This window comes from Microbacterium sp. NPDC064978, from assembly GCF_044543605.1.
Lineage (GTDB): Bacteria > Actinomycetota > Actinomycetes > Actinomycetales > Microbacteriaceae > Microbacterium > Microbacterium meiriae.
Genome location: NZ_JBITWF010000003.1, coordinates 119,826 through 141,129, shown reverse-complemented (window position 1 = coordinate 141,129; position 21,304 = coordinate 119,826). Strand labels below are relative to the sequence as shown.

Sequence of the window (21,304 nt, the reverse complement as noted above, 5' to 3'; positions counted from 1 at the left end):
GCACCCGCGCACAACTTCGGAGATCCGCCGCGGCACGCCGCCCGCGCGGTCATCAACGCGGCGTGTCGTCCACCGTCTCCGAAGTCGTGACCGGCCCTGTCCGCGTCTCCATTGTTGGACTCGGTCTTAAAACTCTCGGCTAAGCCATAGGTTCGACCGACATCTCGGCCCCTGTGCGGGGGTCACCGCGCACGACTTCGGAGCGATCGCACGACGCGCCGGGGAGAGGACCAAGACGACGGCGTGTCGGTCGCGAGCTCCGAAGTTGTGCCCGACGGGAGACGGGGAGCGGAGTCAGCCGGCGAAGGCCCAGAACAGGGCGCCGGCGTAGAGCAGCGAGGTGAGCGACGTCAGCGCGAGGGCGATGACCAGTTCCCGCGGTTGACGGTAGGTCCAGACGATCACGATCGCGGGAAGCCCGGCCAGCAGCGCGAGCAGGGAGATCCAGGCGATCGGGAACAGCAGCGCGAGGAACACGGCGATGCCGAACGGCACGAGCACGAAGAGCGTGAAGAGGACCTGCGTGGCGCGGCGGCCGATGAGGACCGTCAGGGTGCGCTTGCCGACCTCGCGGTCCTGATCGATGTCGCGGAGGTTGTTGGCCAGCAGCACCGCGCAGGCGAACAGTCCGGCGGCGATCGCTCCCAGCCAGGCCTGCTGCGGGAGCATGAAGACCTGCACCCACGTGGTACCGAGGGTGGCCACGAGCCCGAAGAACACGAAGACGAAGACCTCGCCGAGGCCGTAGTACCCGTAGGGCCTCTTCCCGCCGGTGTAGAACCACGCGGCGACGATGCAGGCCGCGCCGACCGCGAGCATCCACCACTGCCCGGTGCGGACGACGATCGCCACACCGACCACGGCGGCGAGCGCGAAGAAGACGAGGCCGATGACGAGCACCGTGCGCGGCTTCACGCGGCCGGAGGCCGTGAGCCGCGCCGGGCCGACCCGATGGGCGTCGGTGCCGCGGATGCCGTCGCTGTAGTCATTGGTGAAGTTCACGCCGATCTGCAGCAGGACCGCCACAGCGAGGCACGCGAGCGCAATCACCCAGTGGAACTCCGGACCCGTGCTGCGTGCGGCTCCCGTACCGATGACGACGGGGGCGATCGCGAGGGGCAGCGTGCGCAGACGCGCCGCACCGATCCAGTCGCCGATCGTCACGGGACCCGCTTCGACGACCGGCCGCTTGGCCGGGTTTCCGCTGGTGCGCGGCGGAGTGCGCCGACCGGACTTCTTCTTGCGCTGGGAGGATGCTGCCACCCACGGAATCCTAGTCGTCGCGGCGAGGCGGCGAGCTCAGCGGTGCGGGTTGCTGTCCTTGCCGTCGAGCCAGAGCTCGTCGGTCTTGTCGGCGTGCGCCCCGGACGTGCCGACGTGCTTGTCGCTGATCTTCGGCCCTTTCAGAATGACGTGGACCATGGCCTGCGCGTGGCCGTGACCGAGCCCGTACTCCTGCTTGAGCCAGTTGAGGACGACTGTGGACTTCGTGCTCTCGTCGAACCCCTGCTCGTGGGCGAGGGCGATGAACTGCCGCGGCGTGAGGCCGGTCTGGGTCTCGACCTTGTCGAGGTATGCCTGGAAGGACATGGTTCTCTCCACTCTCCGCCCCGTCGAGGAACGTCTGGATGATGATCCCACGTCGCCCGGTCTACTCGGCGGACGCGATGGGGATGATGGGCCGGTGCTCGTAGTAGGTCTGCAGGACCACGGTCGTGCGGGTGCTCACGTTCGCCGCGAGCCGGACGTCGCGGACGAGTTGCTCCAGGTCGCGCGGCGTCGGTACGCGGACGAACAGCATGTAGCTCGCGTCGCCGGCGATGGAGTGACACGCCTCGATCGCGTCGAGGTGCTCCAGGAGCTCGGGGGCGTTGTCGGGCTGGGCCGGATCGAGTGGCGTGATCTCGATGAAGGCGGACAGCGGAGTCCCCGCCTGCTCCGGGTCCAGGATCGCCCGGTAGCCGGTGATGACGCCGCGGGTCTCGAGTCGCCGCAACCGGGACTGCACCGCCGACACGGACAGCCCGACGGCCTCGGAGAGCTGGGACAGCGTCGCCCTCCCGTCACGGGAGATGGTCGCCAGGATCGCACGGTCGACAGAATCATCCATAGCTGTAAGATTATCGTCAGGATTCCCTTATCACCGGAATCTTTCCGTTTTTCACTGCGATCGGAGGTTCCGATGTCCCTCGTTTCCGCCAACAGTTCCGCTGTTCAGGCCATCGTCGGCGAACCCGAGGTCGTCGAAGATGCGTCGATCGTCGAGAACTCCGCCGCCTGGGCGCAGCTCAAGCAGGCGGCGATCGCCATCCGCGAGCTGCAGATCAAGGACGGCTCGATCCCTGGCGCTTCGACAAGCTCGGCGACCCTGGACCAGGCGACCGCGCTCGTCGGGGAGATCACCGCCGCGATCCGGGCCCTCGCCCCCGCCTTCCCCCACGACGCGGATTACCTCTCCGCCTCCATCGCCGACTTCGAGCGCTGGACGGCCGAGGGCTTCGGCGTGCCAGACTTCCTCGACTCGCTCGTGGCCTTCCAGCCGCAGCAGCATCGCGTCGACGGCATCCGCCACCTCGTGGTCTTCCCGATGTACACCCAGAACGGTTCGAGCGAGCGCCTGGTCGAGGCGCTCATCGTCGAGACCATCTGGCCGGAGTTCATCGCCGCGCTCGAGGCCGGCGATTACGGCAACAAGCTCTTCGTCTCGCTTCGGCTCGTGGACTTCACGCCCGGCTACGACACGAACTCCGCCGTGCTCTTCCCGGAGACCGTCGCCATGCGCGAGATCCCGACGTTCACCTGGGGCGCGATCTTCCAGGACCGCGAGGCCGCCCGCTACCGCCGCGTGGTCCGTGCGGCCTCGGAGATCACCAACCTCGACCTCCCCGAGCGCGCGGCGGCGATGCTGGAGGACCAGGAGGTCGCCGAGAAGACCTTCGTGATGTGGGACATCATCCACGACCGCACGCACATGCGCGGAGACCTGCCCTTCGACCCGTTCATGATCAAGCAGCGGATGCCGTTCTTCCTCTACTCGCTGGAAGAGATGCGCTGCGACATGACGGCGTTCCGTGAGTCGGTGAAGATCGAGCGGGCGCTGGATGCCCGGGTCGCCGCGGGCGAAGAGCTCACGGAGACCGAGCGGGAGATGCACGAGTACGCGCACCTCGTGCAGTACGCCGTGATCTTCGACCGCATCTTCCGCTTCGCCATCACCGGCACGCGCGTGCGCAACTACGACGCGGTGGGTGGCCAGCTCCTGTTCGCGTGGCTGCACCAGCGCGGCGTGCTGCACTGGACCGACACGGCGCTCGCCTTCGACTGGGAGAACGTGCCAGACGCCGTCGTGGCGCTCGGTGACGCGATCGACGATCTGTACTGGCACTCGATCGACCGCCCCAAGGTCGCGCACTGGCTCGCCGCCTACGAGCTGGTCCGCAGCACGCTGACGCCGCACCCCGCGTCGCAGTGGGCCCGCGGACTGTCGGACGAGATCCTCGCCGGGGCACCGAAGGGCTACACGGACGCGGTCCTGGACGACGAGTTCCCGCTGTCGATGTTCTTCGAGACGCTCGACAAGAAGATGAAGCCGGTCATCGAGTCGACGGTCGGCATCCGCGGCACGGACGACTGATCCGCACCGCTCCGTTGTGACGCTGGGGCGCACCACCTCTGCGGCCGGAGACCCGGATCCCGGGTCCGGCCGCAGAGGCATCTCCGACCGAGAGGACACCGCATGACGACGCCGACGAGCCGGGAAGCGCAGGGCCGCGTGGTCGTGCTGGCGGGGGCCACGAGCGCAGCGGGACTGGCGGCGACGAGGGCCTTGCGCGATGCCGGCGCCCGGGTGGTCGCCACCGGCCGTACGTCCGAGCGACTACGCGCCCTGGCCGAGGCGGGCGCCGAGACGGCGGTCGCCGACGCGACCTCCCTCGCCGACATGACGGCGCTCGCCGGGCGGCTCGAGACGGTCGATGCGGTCGTGCCCCTCGTGGGCGGCTGGCGAGGTGGAGGCGGACTCGCCGGGCAGACCGACGAGGACTTCGCGGCGCTGCTTCCGGCGCTGGAAGCGGTGCGGGCGACGAGCCGGGCCTTCGACGGCCGTCTCCGCGCCTCGGCCGCCGGACGGTTCGCGATCGTGTCGTCCACCGCCGTCGCACGGCCCCTCGCCGGCGGAGCGAACTACGCGGCGGTCAAGGCGGCGAGCGAAGCCTGGACCCGTGCCGTCGCCCAGGGGTACGCCAAGACGGCCCGCGAAGCCGACGAACCGCTACGCGCCGCTGCCGTCGTGTTCCGCGCCAAGGCGCTCGATCCCGATGCCCTCGCCGCGCGTCTCGTCGGGCTCTGGGACACCAGCGCCGCCGACCTCAACGACCGCGTGCTCGACCTGGGCTGAGTCCCGGTCCGCGCCGTCACCGGGACTCGGGCGGTATCCCGGGGACGATCGGCGGGGCGTCGCGATGCGTGTCCGGCCTGTCCTTCGCCCCTTCCGCGTCGTCGACGGCGGAATCCTGAGCCTGCGCCTCCTCCGGTGCCGGATCCGGGGCGGTGGCGTACAGCTCGGTGAGGGTGCGGTACGACCGGGTGAAGAAGGCCAGGCTCGCGGCGACCACCATGATCAGCCCCGCGAAGAGGCAGATCAGAGCGATGCCCCGCGCCTCGCCTTCGCCGAGGAGCCACCCCCACTGCCGCTGCCCCTGCGCGCTGTCCATGTACGGGATCACGAGGAACTCGGCGATCGGGGCGATGAGGAAGGCGGTGATCGGAGCCGCCGCCGCTTCCATCGCGGCCGCAGTACCGAACACCCGTCCCTGGCGCGCGAACGGCACGACCTTCTGGATCACGGTCTGCTCCGCGGCCTCGACGGGAGGCACGAGCGCCATGTACACCCACATGCCGAGGACGTACAGCGGCCACCACTCGCGCAGCATGAAGATCGCGCCGAGGAGCCCCATCGCGATCACGACGAGGAGCATCGTGCGGACGGGCTTCCTCCCGAGGCCGAACTTGGCCACCAGTCCCCCGCCGATGAGGAAACCTGTCGAGGCGAAGGCCAGGGCGAACCCCCACATCTGCGCGTCGAACAGCGTGAGTCCGTACGGATCCATGAGCGCCATGTAGACGCCGCCGATGAGGTTGTTGAAGGTCGAGAAGACGATGAGCGCGAACAGTCCGGGCGCCTGGCGAATCGCCTGGACGCTGCCGCGGAAGTCCACGGCGCTCTTCGCCTCCGGATCGACCTCGGGCTCCGCCTCCGGGATCCGGATGAACAGCAGGTGCGCGAAGGTGAGGGCCATCGCCGCGATCGCGATTCCCAGCGTCCACCCCATGCCGAGGAAGCCGATCGACAGGCCGGAGAAGACGCTCGTGACGAGGAACGCGATCCCCTGCACGGTGCCGACGAGACCGTTGGCGTTGGCCCGTTTCTCCTCCGGCACCAGCAGCGTCACCGTCGTGGACAGCGCGATGTTGCGGAGCTGCTCGATCACCCCGCCGAACAGGATGACGCCGGAGAAGAGCCAGAACCACGGTCCGCCGAGGTCGAGCAGGGAGGCCTCGGGCTGCCAGAGGTAGAGCACGCCTGCGACGAGGAATGCCGCCGCGGAGATGACGCTCGACAGCAGCATGACGCGGTGCTTGCGGTGCCGGTCGACGATGGTGCCGAACATCATCGCGAAGAACGCGACGAACAGCATGTACGCACCACCGATGATGCCCGTGGCCAGCACGGACCGGGTCTCGATGTAGACCCAGAACGTGAGGGCGAACCACAGGAAGCTCGTCGTGACGTTGGCGATCAACGTGTTGACGAGGACGTTCGCGAAAGCGGTCTTCGCCGCGCTGCGCTCCATGGGTTCGAGGGTAGAGCGGGCTTCCGACATCCGGTAGGGGAAGGCGATTAGGCTTGTCCGGTGAGCATCCCGCACGACCCCGCCATCCGGGGCTTCGCCAGTGACAACTACTCCGGCATCCACCCCGAGGTCCTGGCGGCCCTCGCGGCCGCGAACGGTGGCCACCAGGTGGCCTACGGCGAGGACGCCTACACCGCCCGCCTACAGGAGGTGTTCCAGGCGCACTTCGGCGACACCGCCGCGGCGTACCCCGTGTTCAACGGCACCGGGGCGAACGTCACCGGCCTGCAGTCGATGCTGCCGCGCTGGGGTGCCGTGATCGCGGCCTCGACCGCCCACATCAACGTCGACGAAGGCGGAGCGCCCGAGAAGATCGGCGGCTTCAAGCTCCTCACAGTCCCCACCGACGACGGCAAGCTCACCCCCGACCTCATCGACCGCGAGGCCTGGGGCTGGGGCGACGAGCACCGCGCGCAGCCGCTGGTGGTCTCGATCACGCAGTCCACCGAGCTCGGCACGCTGTACACGGCGGAGGAGATCCGCACGATCGCCGATCACGTCCACGCGCGCGGCATGAAGCTCCACGTCGACGGCGCGCGCCTGTCGAACGCGGCCGCCGCCCTCGACCTCCCGCTGCGGGCGTTCACGACCGACGTCGGGGTGGACGTGCTGACCTTCGGCGGCACGAAGAACGGCGCGATGCTCGGCGAGGCCATCGTCGTGCTGAACCCGGAGACCGCCGTCGGCCTCAACTACGCGCGCAAGTTCAACATGCAGCTCTCGTCGAAGATGCGGTTCGTCTCGGCGCAGCTCATCGCCCTGCTCGACGGCGACCTGTGGCTGCGCAACGCCCGGCACGCCAACGCCATGGCGGCCCGGCTCCGCGGGCGGATCGAGGACGGTCTCGCCGACGGGTCGATCGTCGGAGTGGAGTTCACGCAGCCGACGCAGGCGAACGGCGTGTTCGCGACTCTGCCGGAGGGCGTCGCCGATCAGCTCCGCGACGTGTTCCGCTTCTACGACTGGGACGCGGCGCGCCGCGAGGTGCGCTGGATGTGCGGCTTCGACACCGAGGAGTCCGACGTGGACGCCTTCGTCGACGCCCTCGCCCGCCTCACGCGCCCCTGACACCCCGGGTTCGCGTCGAGACCCCGGGGTGCTTGCGCGTCTACGCCGGGGTGTGGGCGCGAAACCGGGGTCTCGGCGGGAGAAGGTCGCCTAGCGCTTCGACTTGCGGTAGCCGGCCTTGACGGCGGCGCTCTCCGTGGAGAAGCACGCCTCCGGCTTCGTCTTCGCGTAGTACGCCCCGCTCCGCACGTGATAGATCATCGACTGCGCGTTGCCCTTGATGGGAGCCCACGCGGGGCAGTTCCAGGTCGAGATCGGCGTGGTGCGCCCCGGATAGACGACGGCGGCCGTCCGAGCCGATGTGCGCGCGGCGGAGATGTAGCCGCTCTTCGTGCCGGTGACCCGGACCGTGATCCTCGCCTTCACCATCGCCGGGGTGACGACGAGTGTCGAGCCGGTCGCACGGGAGATCGCCCGCCCGTTCATGTACCACTGGTAGCTCAGCCGGGTGCCGCTCGTCCAGGTGTACGGGACGGCCGTGAGGCGGGAGCCCACAATCGCGGATCCGGTGATCCGAGGCGTCGGTGCGGACAGGATCCCCTTCACCGCGGCCGTCGGCTTCGAGCGCCGCGATGCGGCGGCGTACCCGGCTTTGGTCCCGGAGACGACGACGGTCACCGTCTTCACGGCCGCCGACGACGGAAGCGTGAACGAGGCCGCGGTGGCTCGTGCGACAGCGGCACCGTTGATGTACCACTGATACGTCAGCCGTGTCCCCGCCGTCCAGGTTCCGGTCCTGACCTTGAGGGTCTGCCCGACGGTGGGCGTGCCCGTGATCGACGGTGTCGGGGAGACGAGCGGGCGGAGCACCGCGGCCGTCGCAGCCGAGCCGACCGTCGCCGACGCGAAGGCGGCCTTCTTCCCGGTCACCCTGACGGTGATGCGCGTCCCCGCGTGCGCCGTCGTCAGCGCGAGGGAGGAGGCCGTCGCCTTGGCGATCGCCTTTCCGTTCGCGTACCACTGGTAGCTGAGCGCGGCACCCGCGGTCCAGGCCCCCGGAAGCGCTCGAAGGGTCTGTCCGACGACGGGCGTACCGCTGATCGTGGGTACCGAGGTCTCCATGCGGTGCAGCGCCTCGAGTGCGGCATCGATCCCCGGCCGCGCCTCCCCTGCAGCCAGCACGAGCGGCCGCGCCTTCTCGAATCGAGATGCGTCCTGCCACCACTCCGAGACCGCGCCCGCGACCGACGATACGAAGGCGACGCGATACTCGCCCGCCGGCAGCCCTCCGACCGCGAACGTACCGGCGTCCGTCACGACGTTGGCGGCGGTGACCGCGGCCCCGGCTCCGGCCACCGGGTAGACGGCGACGACGACCCGCTGCCCGGTGATGTCCACGCCGGTCGGCGCGGTGACGCGCCCGGAGACGAGGGCGGAGCGCTCGAGCACCACGTCGCGCACGAACCCGTCGGGCCCCACAGACACGACGTCGCCGGCCTGCGGGCCCCCCTGATCGAAGACTGCGCGTCCCTCCGACACCACACCGAGGACGACGTCGCCCTGCGGGACGCGCAGGGAGTACGACCCGTCTGTCACACCGACGGCCGCGAGCGGGGAACCGGCATCCGCCCCGGGTGCATAGGCCGCGACGAAGGTCCGTCCCGTGCTCAGATCGATGCCGTCCGGGAACGTGACCTGTCCGGAGACGACGGCGGTGCCGTCCGGGTCCGTCTCACCGGGAGCGGCGGCGACCTCCGCGGCCGCTTCCACTGCCGTGGGAAGCGCTTCGGCGACCCCGGGGAAGGCCGGGTCGGACGCCGTCGCCGCACTGGCGGGTGCCGCGACGAAGACGAGCCCGGAGGCGAGGAGCGCGGCGGCGACCGTGACGGCCAGCGCGCGGAGGGTGCGGAGAGGAGCGGCGAACGCCATGAGCATCCTTCGGGACGGACGCGGTCGATGACCGCGCGGATCAGGGCGTTCTGAACAGATCACCTTCGTCATGAATACCGCTCCCACGCTCCGAGGACAAGCTCGGATTCCTGCGCCATTCGCCGAGACCCCGGGCCGCCGTCGAAACCCCGCGTTCCGCACGGGTCAAGCCCGGGGTCTCGACGCGAAGCCGGGGTCTCGTCGGGGAGGGCGCGAAGAGGGTCAGCGGAGGAGGCCGAGGCTGGCGAGCGCGTGCCGGATGAGGGTGCCGCGGCCGCCCTCCATCTCGGCGGCGACGGCATCGGAGGCGGCGGCCTCCGGGGAGAACCACGTCACCTCCAGCGCGTCCTGACGCGGCTCGCACGTGCCGGTCACAGGCACCACGAAGGCGAGGGAGACGGCGTGCTGACGGTCGTCGTGGTACGCGCTCACCCCCGGGATCGGGAAGTACTCGGCCACCGTGAACGGCAGCGGCTGCGGCGGCAGCAGCGGGAAGGCCATGGGACCCAGGTCGTTCTCGACATGACGGAACAGCGCGTCGCGGATCGTCTCGCCGAAGCGCACGCGGCCCGACACGATCGTGCGCGTGATCTCGCCGAGCGGGGTGGAGCGCAGCAGCACACCGATCTCTGTGACCTGACCGGAGCCGTCTGTGCGCACGGGGATCGCCTCGACGTAGAGCATCGGAAGGTGGCGCCGCGCCTCCTCCAGCTCGACGTCGCTCAGCCAGCCGGGGTTCGCGTCCGGGCTCGGCGGGTTCGCGTCGCGGAACGAACCGAGGCCCTCGTCGTCGGGCTCCGGCTCCGGATCGGGTGTGCGCACCGCCATGCCTCCTTTCTACCAGCCGTCCTCGTCGATGGGGAGCACCGGCGCGAGCCCTGGCAGGATGACGGTGTGACCGAGAACCTGACGATCGACGCTGCCGCGACGCGCTGGTCGCCCCCTGACCCCGCCGGGCTCCCGCTGCTCGTCCTGCTGCACGGGTACGGCGCCGACGAGCACGACCTCTTCGGCCTCGTCCCGTATCTGCCCTCCGGCATCGCCGTGGCCTCGGTCGCTGCTCCGCTCGCCCCGCCGTGGCCGACCCCCGGTCGCTCCTGGTACCCGATCGAGGGGCTCGACGGACGCAGCTCCGCCGCCGTCACCCTCGCGGCCGAGGCGTTCCTACGCTGGCTCGACGAGGCCGCGGCGGACGCGCCGTCGGTGGCGCTGCTCGGGTTCTCCCAGGGTGCCGCGGTATCCCTCCAGGCCCTGCGGCTCGCGCCCGAGCGGTTCGGTGCGGTCGTCGCACTGAGCGGGTACGCCGCCCCGGACGCCCTTCCCCAGGACGAGCATCTGGCGGAGGTCAGCCCTCCGGTGTTCTGGGGCCGCGGCACGCACGACGACGTCATCCCCGCACCGCTGATCGCCCACACGGCGCAATGGCTCCCCGCGCACACGACCCTCTCCGGCCGCGTCTACAGCGGCCTCACCCACAGCATCTCCGAGGAGGAGCTCGGCGACGTCCACCGCTTCCTCACGACCTGGGTCGCGGGGATCGACGCGGATCAGGCGGAGGGGCCTCGGCCGTCCTGAGTGTCGTCGCCGGAGTCCGGGCCGTCGACGGCGTCGGCGCCGTCCGACCCTTTCTCGACGCTGCCTCCCGATCCGCGGAAAGCCACGGACAGCGCGATGCCGATGGCGACGCCGAAGACGAGGCCGAGCGCCCAGTTCTGCAACGCGACGCCCATGAGTTGCACGACGCGACACGCCCGGGTATCGTCGTGGCGTCCTGTCCGCCGTGTCTGGAAGTCCTTTGATCTGAATCGTCGCCTCCGCGCCCCTCTTCTCGCGCGCTGACCCGACGATCGCCGACTCCCCGGCAGACGCCCTCCTCCGCTTCCGTGACTCCACGGCCCGGCAGGGGCTCGGTGTCAGTGCACCCTCGCACTCGACAGGAGACACCCCATGTCACACCCCTCTTCCTCGCACGCCTCGGTCGTCCTCGACCGGCTCTCCTTCACCTGGCCGGACGGCACGGTCGCGCTCGACGGCGTCTCCGGAGCCTTCGGTGCCGGGCGCACGGGCCTCGTCGGCCGCAACGGCGCCGGCAAGTCCACCCTGCTCCGACTGATCGCCGGGGAACTCGACCCCACTTCCGGATCCCTCAACACCTCGGGCGAGGTCGCCTTCCTCCCCCAGCAGCTCACGCTCGACGTGGACCGCCGGGTGTCCGACCTGCTCGGAGTGACGGCGGCACTCGACGCCGTGCGCGCCATCACGGCGGGCGACGTCGACCCCGCGCACTTCGACGCGGTCGGCGACGACTGGGACATCGAGGCACGGGCGGAGGCCTCCCTCGCGGAGGCCGGGCTCGTCCCCGCGTTCCTCGACCGCACGGTCGGCGAGTTGTCCGGCGGGGAGGCCGTGCTCGTCGCGATCGCCGGGATCCGGCTGCGGCGGGCACCCATCACGCTCCTCGACGAACCGACGAACAACCTCGATCGCGACGCCAGGGCCACCCTCGCCGCGATGGTGCAGTCGTGGAAGGGCACGCTCATCGTCGTGAGCCACGACCTCGCACTGCTCGAGCTCATGGACGACACCGCCGAGCTCTACGGACGGAACCTCTCGGTGTTCGGCGGGCCGTACTCCGAGTGGCGCGCGTGGCTGGATGCGGAACAGGACGCGGCGAAGCAGGCCGAGGTCGCCGCCGCCCAGGTGCTCCGCAAGGAGAAGCGGCAGCGGATCGAGGCCGAGGTCAAGCTCGCTCACCGGGCCCGCACCGCCAAGAAGGCCGAGGTCGAGAAGCGCGTTCCGAAGATCATCGCGCACGGTCGGAAGATGGCCGCCGAGGTGTCCGCAGGGAAGCTGCGCACCGAGGTCGGCGCGAAGGAGGACGCGGCACGTGCGGCACACGATGCGGCGGGACGGCGGGTGCGGTCCGACGCGTCGATGAAGATCGAGCTGCCGGACCCCGACGTGTCGCGGAGCCGGCGGATCGCCGAGCTGAGCGGGCCCGAGCGGTCGTGGGTGATCCAGGGTCCGGAGCGCGTGGCCCTCGTCGGGCGCAACGGCGCCGGCAAGACGACCCTGCTGGAGCGGCTGGTCGACGGGGCCGTGCACACCTCAGGAGAAGAGGCGCCGGAACGTCCGAATCCGACGCCGGAGGCGGAGATCGGGCGCGATCTCCTGAGTTGTGAACGGCAGGAGCTCCGGGCGGAGGCGCTCACTGACCGGATCGGCTACCTCCCGCAGCGCGTCGACGGTCTCGACGAGAGCCTCTCCGTCTTCGCGAACGTCGCCGCCGCGGCACCGCAGGTCCCGGAGAAGGAGCTCCGCAACCGGCTCGCACGGTTCCTCATCCGGGGCGGGACGGCCGACCGCCCGGTGTCCGCGCTGTCCGGCGGGGAGAGGTTCCGGGTCGCTCTGGCCCGGCTGCTCCTCACGGATCCGGCTCCGCACCTCGTCGTCCTCGACGAGCCGACGAACAACCTCGACCTCGACACGGTCGACCAGCTCGTCGAGGCGCTGCGGGCCTACCGCGGCGCGGTGCTCGTGGTGAGTCACGACGACGCCTTCCTCGACCGGCTCGACCTCGACCTCACGCTCGAGATCGACGCGGACGGCGTGCTGCAGGAGGTCGTGTGACCTCGTCATCCATTCCGTCTGCACGACCCTTGTCCGCCCGCACGACCGGAACCACGGTTCGGTCGTGCGGGCGGGACCGGGTCGTGCGGGCGGGAGAGGGGGCTGTCAAGGTCCGAGCCGGATGTCGGTGGGGTCGGGAATGATGGAGGCATGAGCGACGTGCTCGACCGCTTCACCCCAGCCACACAGGACTGGTTCCGGGGTGCCTTCACCGCACCCACACCGGCCCAGGCGGGCGCGTGGGAGGCGATCTCCGCCGGCAAGCATGCCCTCGTCGTGGCGCCGACAGGATCCGGCAAGACGCTGTCGGCGTTCCTCTGGGCCATCGACAGCGTGTTCCGCGAGCGCGCCGACGCGCCGGAGGAGCCGAAGAAGGACGGGTCCCGGACGCGGATCCTCTACATCTCCCCGCTCAAGGCCCTCGGCGTGGACGTGGAGCGCAACCTGCGTTCGCCGCTCATCGGCATCGGGCAGTCCGCCCGGCGGCTCGGCCTCACCGCCCCCGGCATCACGGTGGGCGTCCGCTCGGGCGACACGACGTCGAGCGATCGGCGCAAGCTCGTGTCCGATCCGCCCGACATCCTCATCACCACGCCCGAGTCGCTGTACCTGATGCTGACGAGCAGGGCGGGCGAGACGCTGCGCGACGTGCACACCGTCATCATCGACGAGGTGCACGCCGTCGCCGCCACCAAGCGCGGCGCGCACCTCGCGGTCAGCCTGGAGCGCCTCGACGCCCTCCGTCGCTCCCACGGCGCGGAGACCGCAGCGCAGCGGATCGGCCTGTCCGCCACCGTGCGCCCCATCGACGAGGTTGCGCGCTTCCTCGGCGGCGGGGATCCGGTCGAGATCGTCGCCCCGCCGGCCTCGAAGACCTTCGAACTCGGCGTCGTCGTGCCGATGGACGACATGACCAACCCGCCGCCGCCACCCGGGGCCCCGCCGGAGGCGCCGGGCATCGACGCGGAGTACACCGAGGTCACCGGGTCGGTGTGGCCGCACGTCGAGGAGGCGATCGTCGACCGCATCCTCCAGAACAACTCGACCATCGTCTTCGCGAACTCCCGCCGCCTCGCCGAACGGCTGACCGGACGGTTGAACGAGATCTACGCGGAACGGATCGGCGTCGCGCTTCCGGAGCCGACCGTGCCCGCCGCGATGATGGCGCAGGCCGGGTCCACCGCGGGCGCCGATCCCGTGCTCGCCAAGGCCCACCACGGCTCGGTGTCGAAAGAGCAGCGTGCGCAGGTCGAGGAGGAGCTGAAGTCGGGCGTGCTCCGGTGCGTCGTCGCCACGAGCAGCCTGGAGCTCGGCATCGACATGGGTGCCGTCGACCTCGTGATCCAGGTGGAGGCGCCGCCGTCCGCGGCCTCCGGACTCCAGCGCGTGGGTCGCGCCGGGCATCAGGTCGGCGAGATCAGCCGCGCGGCCCTGTTCCCCAAGCACCGCGGCGACGTGCTGCACACCGCGATCGTGACGGAGCGGATGCTGGCGGGGAAGATCGAGGCGATCCAGGTGCCGCGGAATCCGCTCGATATCCTCGCCCAGCAGACCGTCGCGGCCAGCGCCCTCGGCGCCATCAGCGTCGAGGAGTGGTTCGAGACCGTCCGCCGTTCCGCCCCCTTCCAGTCACTCCCCCGTTCCGCCTACGAGGCCACGCTCGACCTGCTGGCCGGCCGCTTCCCCTCCGACGAGTTCGCCGAGCTGCGGCCGCGACTCGTCTGGGATCGCGATGCCGGCACGCTCACCGGCCGCCCGGGCGCACAGCGGATCGCGGTCACCAGCGGCGGCACCATCCCCGACCGCGGGCTCTTCGGCGTCTTCGTGGCGGGCGAGTCCACGGGCGCCCGAGTGGGCGAGCTCGACGAGGAGATGGTCTACGAGTCCCGCGTCGGCGACGTGTTCACCCTGGGGACCACGAGCTGGCGCATCGCCGAGATCACCCACGACCGGGTCAACGTCATCCCCGCCTACGGCCAGCCGGGAAAGGTCCCGTTCTGGCACGGCGACGGCATCGGGCGTCCGTTCGAGCTGGGCGAGGCACTGGGTGCGTTCTCCCGCGAGGTGTCCGCGGCGAAGCCGGAGAAGGCGGAGCAGCGCCTCATCGCCGCCGGACTCGATGAGCAGGCGCGCGCGAACCTCCTCGCCCACCTCTCCGAGCAGCGGGAGGCCACGGGCACCCTGCCGACAGACCGCACGCTGACCGTCGAGCGCGGACACGACGAGGTCGGCGACTGGCGCGTCATCCTCCATTCCCCGTACGGCATGAAGGTGCATGCGCCGTGGGCGCTGGCGATCAACGCACGGGTGCGAGAGCGCCTCGGCGTCGAGGGCTCCGCGGTGGCGAGCGACGACGGCATCATCGTCCGCATCCCCGACGCCGAGTCGGAACCGCCCGGCGCGGAGCTGTTCGTCTTCGATCCGGATGAGCTCGAACAGCTCGTCACGCAGGAGGTCGGCGGCTCGGCGCTGTTCGCCTCGCGGTTCCGGGAGTGCGCCGCGCGGGCCCTGCTCATGCCGCGCACGAACCCCAACCGCCGCACGCCGCTGTGGCAGCAGCGCCAGCGCTCGGCGCAACTCCTCGAGGTCGCGCGACGCCATCCCACCTTCCCCGTCATCCTGGAGACCCTGCGCGAGGTGCTGCAGGACGTCTACGATCTGCCGTCGCTGCGCAAGCTCGCGACGAGCATCGCCGACCGCCGCATCCGCCTCGTCGAGACGCAGCCGGGGCAGCCGTCGCCCTTCGCGCGCGACCTCCTCTTCGGCTATGTCGGGGCGTTCATGTACGAGGGCGACTCACCGCTCGCGGAACGCCGCGCCGCCGCTCTCTCCGTCGACCCGGCGCTGCTGGGCGAGCTGCTGGGCACGGTCGAGCTGCGCGAGCTCCTCGACCCCGACGTCATCGCCCAGTTCGAGCGCGAGGCCCAGCGGCTCGATCCGGAACGCCGGGCGCGCGGCCTGGAGGGCGTCGCCGACCTGCTCCGGCTGCTCGGCCCGCTCGATGCCGACGAGGTCGCCGCGCGCCTCGATCCCGACTCCACCGCCGGGGCGACCGCGGCGGCACTGCTCGACGACCTCGTGACCGCGCGACGTGCCATCCCGGTCACGATCGCCGGGGTGTCCAGGGTCGCCGCGATCGAAGATGCAGGGCGCCTGCGGGATGCGCTCGGGGCGGCCCTGCCGACCGGCATCCCCGTCGCGTTCCTCGAGCCCCTGGCGGATCCCCTCGGCGACCTCGTGGCCCGTCACGCCCGCACCCACGGCCCCTTCACGACCACGGCCGTCACCGAGCGGTTCGGCCTCGGCGCCGCCGTCGCCCGGCACACCCTGCAGCGCCTGGAGACGAACGGCCGCCTCACGAGCGGGTACTTCCTCCCCACCGCGGCCGGCAGCGGCGACGACCTCGAGTGGTGCGACTCCGAGGTCCTGCGGCGGCTGCGGATGCGGTCGCTCGCGGCGATCCGCGGATCCGTCGAACCCGTCTCGCCCGAGGCGTACGCGCGTTTCCTTCCGGACTGGCAGCATCTCGGTCGCCCCCTGGAGGGCATCGACGGCGTGCTCACGGTGATCGAGCAGTTCGCCGGCGTCCCGATCCCGGCCAGCGCCTGGGAGTCGCTCGTCCTGCCATCGCGGGTGCGCGACTACTCCCCGGCGATGCTCGACGAGCTCACGGCCGCGGGCGAGGTGATCTGGTCCGGACACGGCACGCTCCCCGGGCGCGACGGGTGGGTCTCGCTGCACCCCGCCGATCTCGCCCCGTTCACGCTGCCCGATCCGGACGCGGAGATCGCCGCGGAGTCGCTGGAAGCGCGCCTCCTCGCGGCCCTCGCGGCGGGCGGCGCCTACTTCGCGGCGCAGCTCAAGGAGATGACCGGCGCCGAGAACGAGCAGTCCGTGCTGGAGGCGCTGTGGTCTCTGACCTGGTCGGGGCATGTGACGAACGACACGTTCGCGCCGATCCGCTCGCTGCTGACCGGCGGCTCCCAGGCCCATAAGGTCAAGCGCCGTGCTCCGCGTGCGCGCACCTATCGCGGCATGTCCCTCACGCGCACGGCTCCTCGACCGACCTCGATCGGCGGACGCTGGTCGTTGCTCCCCGAGGTCGAGACCGACCCGGCGCGCCGCGCGACCGTCACCGCCGGCCTGCTCCTCGACCGGTATGGCGTCGTCACCCGCGGCGCCGTGCAGTCGGAGGGCGTGCCAGGCGGGTTCGCGCAGGCGTACCGTGTGCTGGCCGGATTCGAGGAGGCGGGGCACTGCCGCCGCGGCTACGTGATCGAGAAGCTCGGCGCCGCACAGTTCGCGGCATCGGCCACGGTCGACCGTCTGCGGACCTACGCCGGTCTCGCCGATCCGCCGCCGCGGAAGGCCGTCACCCTGGCGGCCACCGACCCCGCGAACCCCTACGGCGCGGCGCTCGGGTGGCCGAAGCTCGAGGGCGTCTCGCATCGCCCGGGGCGCAAGGCCGGCGGGCTCGTGGTGCTCGTCGACGGCGCGCTCGTTCTGTCGCTCGAGCGCGGCGGACGGACCGTGCTGTGCTTCACGGACGACGAGGAGGTGCTGCAGGCCGCCGCCGCCGACCTCGCGACGACAGCCAGGGACCGCCGCCTCGACACCCTGACCGTCGAGAAGGTGAACGGCGAGGGGGTGTACGGCACGATCCTCGCGCGGGCCCTGCAGGAGGCGGGCTTCGTGCAGACACCGCGCGGCTTCACCCTCCGCAAGGCCGTCTGACCCGGCCTGACCACGACCACCATCGACCCACCCCTACCCTGGAGCCATGATCCGAGAGTTCGCCGCCGGCGTCCGCACCCTGTTCCGCGGGTTCGGCGTGTGGCGCACCCGTCCGGGGCTGATGGCGCTCGGGCTCGTCCCCGCGATCATCGCGCTCGTCCTCCTCGCCGCCGTCCTCGTGCCGCTGATCCTGTCGATGCCCTCGCTGGCAGCCTGGCTCACCCCGTTCGCCGACGGCTGGGTGGAGCCCTGGCGCGGCGTCCTGCGGACCGCGGTCGGCCTCGTCGTCGTCGCCGCCGCACTCGCTCTGGCCAGCTCCGTGTTCAGCGCTCTCACCCTCACGATCGGCGACCCGTTCTACCAGCGCATCTGGCACGCCGTCGAGAAGGACCTCGGCGACCCGCCTCCTGCGGATGGCGGCAGCTTCTGGACGACCGTCGGCGAGGGCCTCCGGCTCGTCGTGCTCGGCATCCTGATCGCGCTCCTCGTGCTCCTCATCGGTCTGGTGCCCGGCGTCGGCGGTGTCCTCGGAGCGGTCTCCGGTGTCGTCCTCACGGGCCGCCTGCTGGCGCGGGAGCTGACCGGTCGCGCCTTCGACGCCCGTGACCTCAGCCCCGCCGCCCGGGCCGCGCTGTTCTCCGGCAGTCGCGCCCGCGTGCTGGGCTTCGGCGTCGCGACCCAGCTGTGCTTCCTGATCCCCGGGGGTGCCGTCGCCGTGATGCCGGCCGCGGTCGCGGGGAGCACGATGCTGGCGCGAGACATGCAGGCCCGCACCCCACTCGCCGCCGTCCAGCCGACGGCGAGTGCGGCCGTGCCGCACGACCGCACACCCGGGATCGCCTGATGCCCGAGGGCGATACCGTCTTTCGCACCGCACGCCGCCTGGACGAGGCCCTCGCCGGCGGGCAGGTCACGCGCTTCGACCTCCGCGTTCCGCGCTTCGCGACCCTCGATCTGACCGGCCAGCGGGTGCAGGGCGCCGTCCCCCGCGGGAAGCACCTGCTGCTGCGGATCGGCGAGAGCACGCTCCATTCGCATCTGCGCATGGACGGTGCGTGGTTCGTGTACCGGCCCGGTGAGAAGTGGCGGCATCCCGCGTTCAAGGTGCGGGCGATCGTCGGCACGGCCGAACGCGAGGCCGTGGGCGTGGACATCGCCGAAGTCGAGGTCGTCCCCACCCGCGACGAGGACGACCTCGTCGGCTACCTCGGCCCCGACCCTCTCGCGGCCGACTGGGATCCGATCGAGGCCGCACGGCGGCTCGGCGCCGACACCCGGGCCATCCACGTCGCGCTGCTCGATCAGCGCAACGTCGCGGGGTTCGGCAACGAGTACGCGGCAGAACTCCTGTTCCTCCGGGGAATCCTGCCGACCACGCCGACTCAGGAGGTCGACGTGGCCGCCCTCCTCGACCTGGGCGTGCGGACCATCCGCGCGAACCGCGACCGCCGCAACCGCACCTTCACCGGCATCGACCGCCCGGGGCAGTCCACATGGGTCTACGGACGCGCCGGACGCCCCTGCCGACGCTGCGGAACGCTCATCCGTCGCGGCGAGTTGGGGGCGGATCCCACCCGAGAGCGGATCACGTTCTGGTGCCCCCGGTGCCAGCGCTGAGCGGTATCCATCCGCGGGAATGAATCTCCCCCTCCCGTGGTTGTTGATATATCCGGAGAACTCCGGAGCACGGGAGGAATCGTGGGCAAGAACTACGTCGACATCGAGAACGACCACGGAGCGACGCTGCGGTACCGCAAGCACGCCAACGGTCGCGGTCTCGTCGCGCATGGCGCCAAGGTGCATCCGAAGGCGCACATCGAGGCGGGAGCCTACATCGAACCGGGAGCACGCGTCGGGGCGGGGGCCATCATCGCCCGCGGTGCGTGGGTGGACGAGGATGCTGTGATCGGCGAAGGCGCGTACATCGACGCCCACGCGCACGTCGGCCAGGGCGCGGCGGTCGGCGACCACGCGCACGTCGGGGTCCGCACCGACATCGGGGCCGGGGCCCGCATTGTGCGGGGCGCCCGCATCGGCGACGACGAGACCGTCGCAGCGGGGCTCACCGTCGCCACCGATCAGAAGGGTCTCTGGCTGGCCGCCTGATCGCTCTCAGAGCAGGCGCCGCTCCGACGCCCACGCGGTGAGCTCGTGGCGGGAGGAGAGCTGCAGCTTGCGCAGCACCGACGACACGTGCGTCTCGACGGTCTTGATCGAGATGAAGAGGGCCGCGGCGACCTCCTTGTACGCGTAGCCGCGGGCGATCAACCGCATCACCTCCTGCTCGCGCGAGGAGAGGCGGTCGAGTTCGTCCGTCGCGGTGGCGGTCTCGCCGGCGACGGCGCCGAACGCGTCGAGCACGAAACCGGCGAGCCGCGGCGAGAACACCGCATCCCCCTCGGCGACGGCGTGCACGGCGGCGCTCACCTCGCCGCCTGACGAGCCCTTCGTGATGTAGCCGCGCGCCCCGGCCCGGATGACCCGCACGACATCGGCCGCGGCATCGGAGACGCTGAGGGCCAGGAAGCGCGTGGTCGTCGGTCCCGTCCCTCGGATCACGGCTTCCCCGCCGGTCGCGTCGTCACCCTCGCCGCCCGGAAGGTGCACATCGAGGAGCACCACGTCGGGCGCCGTCTCCGCGATCACGGCGATCGCCGTGGGCACGTCTGCGGCCTCCCCCACGACCTCCACGCTCGCATCGAGGTCGGCCCGCAGGCCCGAGCGGAAGATGGAGTGGTCGTCGACGATCACGACGCGGAGACGGTCAGCCACGGGGCTCCTGTCGGCCGGCGCCCCGCTCCGGGGACGAGACGGTGGGCAGGCGCAGATGCACCTCGGTACCGGCGTCGTCGCTGCGCACGGACCCCGTGCCACCCGCGCGACGCAGGCGCCCGATGATCGACTCCCGCACACCGAGGCGATCGCCGGGCACGTCGGCGAGCCGGAACCCGGGACCGCGATCCCGGATGAACACGTCGACCCCGTCGATGCGCCCCTCGATGTACACCGAGATCTCGCCGCCGGCGTGCCGCGCGGCGTTCAGCATCGCCTCGCGCGCCGCGGCGGCCAGCTCGCCGCTCGCCCGCTCCGCCGACAGCCCGGCCGAGACCACATCGATCCGGACCGGGTGGTCGATCTCCAGCGCCGCTGCGTAGTCGCGCAGGTCGGTCGGCAGGTCGCTGTCGGCCGGGGCGTCCCCGTCGTAGAGCCACGCGCGCAGCTCCCGCTCCTGCGCACGGGCCAGCCGTGCCGCCTCGCTCGATGCCCCGGCCCGATTCTGGATGAGGGCGAGCGTCTGCAGCACCGAGTCGTGCAGGTGGGCGGCCATCACGCTGCGCTGCTCCTCCCGGATGCGGCGCACGCGCTCTCCGGCCAGCTCCCGCCAGCGCGGGATGAGGGCCGAAGCCACCACCGCGACCAGCCCGGTCAGCGGGAGCAGCACGAGGACGACGCCCGAGCGGGCGATCGGCCACGAGAGGAGCAGGAGGACCACGAGGCCGAGGATGAGCACCGCGAGGATGCGGACGGTGGTGGTGTGCCGGGGGCCGCGCGCCGTGTCGGTGCGATCGATGAGCGTCGCCCACAGCCCGGAGGCGGTCGCGCACAGCGTGGTCCCGCCGACCACCACGGCCGCCGTCCCCGGAGGGATCGAGCCGTTCAGCCAGTCGCTGCCCCCGCGCCACACCACGACGACGAGGGCGCCGACGGCCGCGGGGACCAGCAGGAGCCAGGCGACCGGGAGGCGACGCGTCGGCGCCGTCGTCCCCTCCGTCCACGGCATGAAGGTCCAGCACCAGGCGTACAGGAGCACGCCCGCACCCCCGCAGAGCGTCAGGGCGACGAACAGCGCCCGCACCAGGCCCACGTGCACTCCGAGGTGCCGCGCGAGCCCGGCGCTCACTCCGGTCACGAGAGCGTCGCGGTCGCGGGTCAGCGCCGGACGCGCGGTCGCCGGTGCCGGGGAGGCGGGCGCGGACACGGCGGAAGACATACCGTCATCCAACCATCCGCACCCCCGCTCGGGGTCCTCCCCAGCGCGGAATCAGGGTGCGCTCAGGGGATCCCCCCATGGCACCGCGGCGCCGGCGACC

Annotated in this window: 18 protein-coding genes; 9 read left to right on the top strand and 9 right to left on the bottom strand. The window is 71.4% G+C overall.

Annotated features, from left to right (window positions below):
• Positions 1-294: 294 nt before the first annotated feature.
• From ACIGJI_RS10645 to ACIGJI_RS10635, 3 genes are all read right to left on the bottom strand, one after another.
• Complete coding sequence (locus tag ACIGJI_RS10645) at positions 295-1,263, bottom strand: 1,4-dihydroxy-2-naphthoate polyprenyltransferase (protein ID WP_187662303.1); 969 nt, start codon at positions 1,261-1,263, stop codon at positions 295-297.
• A gap of 36 nt (positions 1,264-1,299) precedes the next feature.
• Positions 1,300-1,590: a DUF4287 domain-containing protein gene (locus tag ACIGJI_RS10640; RefSeq protein WP_363446693.1), complete on the bottom strand. Its 291-nt coding sequence runs from the start codon at positions 1,588-1,590 to the stop codon at positions 1,300-1,302.
• Positions 1,591-1,651: 61 nt separating this feature from the next.
• Complete coding sequence (locus ACIGJI_RS10635) at positions 1,652-2,110, bottom strand: Lrp/AsnC family transcriptional regulator (protein WP_363446691.1); 459 nt, start codon at positions 2,108-2,110, stop codon at positions 1,652-1,654.
• Between the two features lie 72 nt (positions 2,111-2,182).
• Here ACIGJI_RS10635 and ACIGJI_RS10630 point away from each other — a divergent pair, with 72 nt between their 5' ends.
• Together ACIGJI_RS10630 and ACIGJI_RS10625 are read left to right on the top strand one after the other, a co-directional pair.
• Positions 2,183-3,634, top strand: a complete 1,452-nt coding sequence (locus ACIGJI_RS10630) for a DUF6421 family protein (protein ID WP_363446689.1) — start codon at positions 2,183-2,185, stop codon at positions 3,632-3,634.
• A 102-nt stretch (positions 3,635-3,736) separates the two neighbouring features.
• The gene (locus ACIGJI_RS10625; protein WP_363446687.1) at positions 3,737-4,396 is read left to right on the top strand and encodes an SDR family oxidoreductase; all 660 of its coding nucleotides are present in this window, start codon (positions 3,737-3,739) and stop codon (positions 4,394-4,396) included.
• A gap of 16 nt (positions 4,397-4,412) precedes the next feature.
• Here the strand turns inward: ACIGJI_RS10625 and ACIGJI_RS10620 are convergent, their stop codons facing one another.
• Positions 4,413-5,852, bottom strand: a complete 1,440-nt coding sequence (locus ACIGJI_RS10620; protein WP_259954328.1) for an MFS transporter — start codon at positions 5,850-5,852, stop codon at positions 4,413-4,415.
• Between the two features lie 60 nt (positions 5,853-5,912).
• Here ACIGJI_RS10620 and ACIGJI_RS10615 point away from each other — a divergent pair, with 60 nt between their 5' ends.
• A complete protein-coding gene (locus ACIGJI_RS10615; RefSeq protein WP_363446685.1) occupies positions 5,913-6,980 on the top strand; it encodes a low specificity L-threonine aldolase in 1,068 nt (355 codons plus the stop codon).
• 90 nt (positions 6,981-7,070) lie between these two features.
• Here ACIGJI_RS10615 and ACIGJI_RS10610 read toward each other — a convergent pair whose 3' ends face one another.
• Both ACIGJI_RS10610 and ACIGJI_RS10605 read right to left on the bottom strand, forming a co-directional pair.
• A complete protein-coding gene (locus tag ACIGJI_RS10610; RefSeq protein ID WP_363446683.1) occupies positions 7,071-8,849 on the bottom strand; it encodes a hypothetical protein in 1,779 nt (592 codons plus the stop codon).
• Between the two features lie 222 nt (positions 8,850-9,071).
• A complete protein-coding gene (locus ACIGJI_RS10605) occupies positions 9,072-9,677 on the bottom strand; it encodes a DUF4916 domain-containing protein (protein ID WP_268776644.1) in 606 nt (201 codons plus the stop codon).
• Positions 9,678-9,743: 66 nt separating this feature from the next.
• Between ACIGJI_RS10605 and ACIGJI_RS10600 the strand changes: the two genes are divergently transcribed.
• Positions 9,744-10,424 (top strand): alpha/beta hydrolase, encoded by a 681-nt coding sequence (locus tag ACIGJI_RS10600; protein ID WP_187662312.1) that lies wholly within the window; start codon positions 9,744-9,746, stop codon positions 10,422-10,424.
• Here ACIGJI_RS10600 and ACIGJI_RS10595 read toward each other — a convergent pair.
• On the bottom strand, positions 10,397-10,588 hold the full coding sequence (locus tag ACIGJI_RS10595) for a hypothetical protein (RefSeq protein WP_366244090.1): 192 nt from the start codon (positions 10,586-10,588) through the stop codon (positions 10,397-10,399). The two genes, ACIGJI_RS10600 and ACIGJI_RS10595, sit on opposite strands and share 28 nt — an antisense overlap.
• Positions 10,589-10,796: 208 nt before the next feature.
• On the opposite strand from ACIGJI_RS10595, the gene ACIGJI_RS10590 reads away from it, so the two are divergent.
• From ACIGJI_RS10590 to ACIGJI_RS10570, 5 genes are all read left to right on the top strand, one after another.
• Positions 10,797-12,479 carry an ATP-binding cassette domain-containing protein gene (locus ACIGJI_RS10590; protein WP_363446681.1) on the top strand — a complete coding sequence of 561 codons (1,683 nt, stop codon included), beginning with the start codon at positions 10,797-10,799 and terminating at the stop codon, positions 12,477-12,479.
• A gap of 150 nt (positions 12,480-12,629) precedes the next feature.
• A complete protein-coding gene (locus tag ACIGJI_RS10585) occupies positions 12,630-17,213 on the top strand; it encodes an ATP-dependent helicase (protein ID WP_366244092.1) in 4,584 nt (1,527 codons plus the stop codon).
• Positions 17,214-17,259: 46 nt separating this feature from the next.
• Entirely contained in the window at positions 17,260-18,057 is a 798-nt protein-coding gene (locus ACIGJI_RS10580) for an EI24 domain-containing protein (protein WP_187662316.1), read from the top strand.
• Entirely contained in the window at positions 18,057-18,830 is a 774-nt protein-coding gene (locus tag ACIGJI_RS10575) for a DNA-formamidopyrimidine glycosylase family protein (protein WP_363446677.1), read from the top strand. Before ACIGJI_RS10580 ends, ACIGJI_RS10575 begins: the two co-directional genes overlap by 1 nt.
• An 81-nt stretch (positions 18,831-18,911) precedes the next feature.
• Positions 18,912-19,319, top strand: a complete 408-nt coding sequence (locus tag ACIGJI_RS10570) for a DapH/DapD/GlmU-related protein (RefSeq protein ID WP_363446675.1) — start codon at positions 18,912-18,914, stop codon at positions 19,317-19,319.
• Positions 19,320-19,325: 6 nt separating this feature from the next.
• On the opposite strand, the gene ACIGJI_RS10565 is transcribed toward ACIGJI_RS10570, so the two are convergent.
• The gene (locus ACIGJI_RS10565; protein WP_363446673.1) at positions 19,326-19,985 is read right to left on the bottom strand and encodes a response regulator transcription factor; all 660 of its coding nucleotides are present in this window, start codon (positions 19,983-19,985) and stop codon (positions 19,326-19,328) included.
• Positions 19,978-21,204, bottom strand: coding sequence for a PspC domain-containing protein (locus ACIGJI_RS10560; protein WP_363446671.1), 1,227 nt, complete (start codon positions 21,202-21,204; stop codon positions 19,978-19,980). Before ACIGJI_RS10560 ends, ACIGJI_RS10565 begins: the two co-directional genes overlap by 8 nt.
• Positions 21,205-21,304 lie beyond the last annotated feature (100 nt).

Coding starts and splice junctions, on each gene's coding strand:
- ACIGJI_RS10640 (WP_363446693.1), bottom strand. CDS start 1,590: ATGTCCTTCCAGGCATACCTCGACAAGGTCGAGACCCAGACCGGCCTC.
- ACIGJI_RS10585 (WP_366244092.1), top strand. CDS start 12,630: ATGAGCGACGTGCTCGACCGCTTCACCCCAGCCACACAGGACTGGTTC.
- ACIGJI_RS10605 (WP_268776644.1), bottom strand. CDS start 9,677: ATGGCGGTGCGCACACCCGATCCGGAGCCGGAGCCCGACGACGAGGGC.
- ACIGJI_RS10590 (WP_363446681.1), top strand. CDS start 10,797: ATGTCACACCCCTCTTCCTCGCACGCCTCGGTCGTCCTCGACCGGCTC.
- ACIGJI_RS10575 (WP_363446677.1), top strand. CDS start 18,057: ATGCCCGAGGGCGATACCGTCTTTCGCACCGCACGCCGCCTGGACGAG.
- ACIGJI_RS10580 (WP_187662316.1), top strand. CDS start 17,260: ATGATCCGAGAGTTCGCCGCCGGCGTCCGCACCCTGTTCCGCGGGTTC.
- ACIGJI_RS10610 (WP_363446683.1), bottom strand. CDS start 8,849: ATGGCGTTCGCCGCTCCTCTCCGCACCCTCCGCGCGCTGGCCGTCACG.
- ACIGJI_RS10560 (WP_363446671.1), bottom strand. CDS start 21,204: ATGTCTTCCGCCGTGTCCGCGCCCGCCTCCCCGGCACCGGCGACCGCG.
- ACIGJI_RS10625 (WP_363446687.1), top strand. CDS start 3,737: ATGACGACGCCGACGAGCCGGGAAGCGCAGGGCCGCGTGGTCGTGCTG.
- ACIGJI_RS10630 (WP_363446689.1), top strand. CDS start 2,183: ATGTCCCTCGTTTCCGCCAACAGTTCCGCTGTTCAGGCCATCGTCGGC.
- ACIGJI_RS10635 (WP_363446691.1), bottom strand. CDS start 2,110: ATGGATGATTCTGTCGACCGTGCGATCCTGGCGACCATCTCCCGTGAC.
- ACIGJI_RS10620 (WP_259954328.1), bottom strand. CDS start 5,852: ATGGAGCGCAGCGCGGCGAAGACCGCTTTCGCGAACGTCCTCGTCAAC.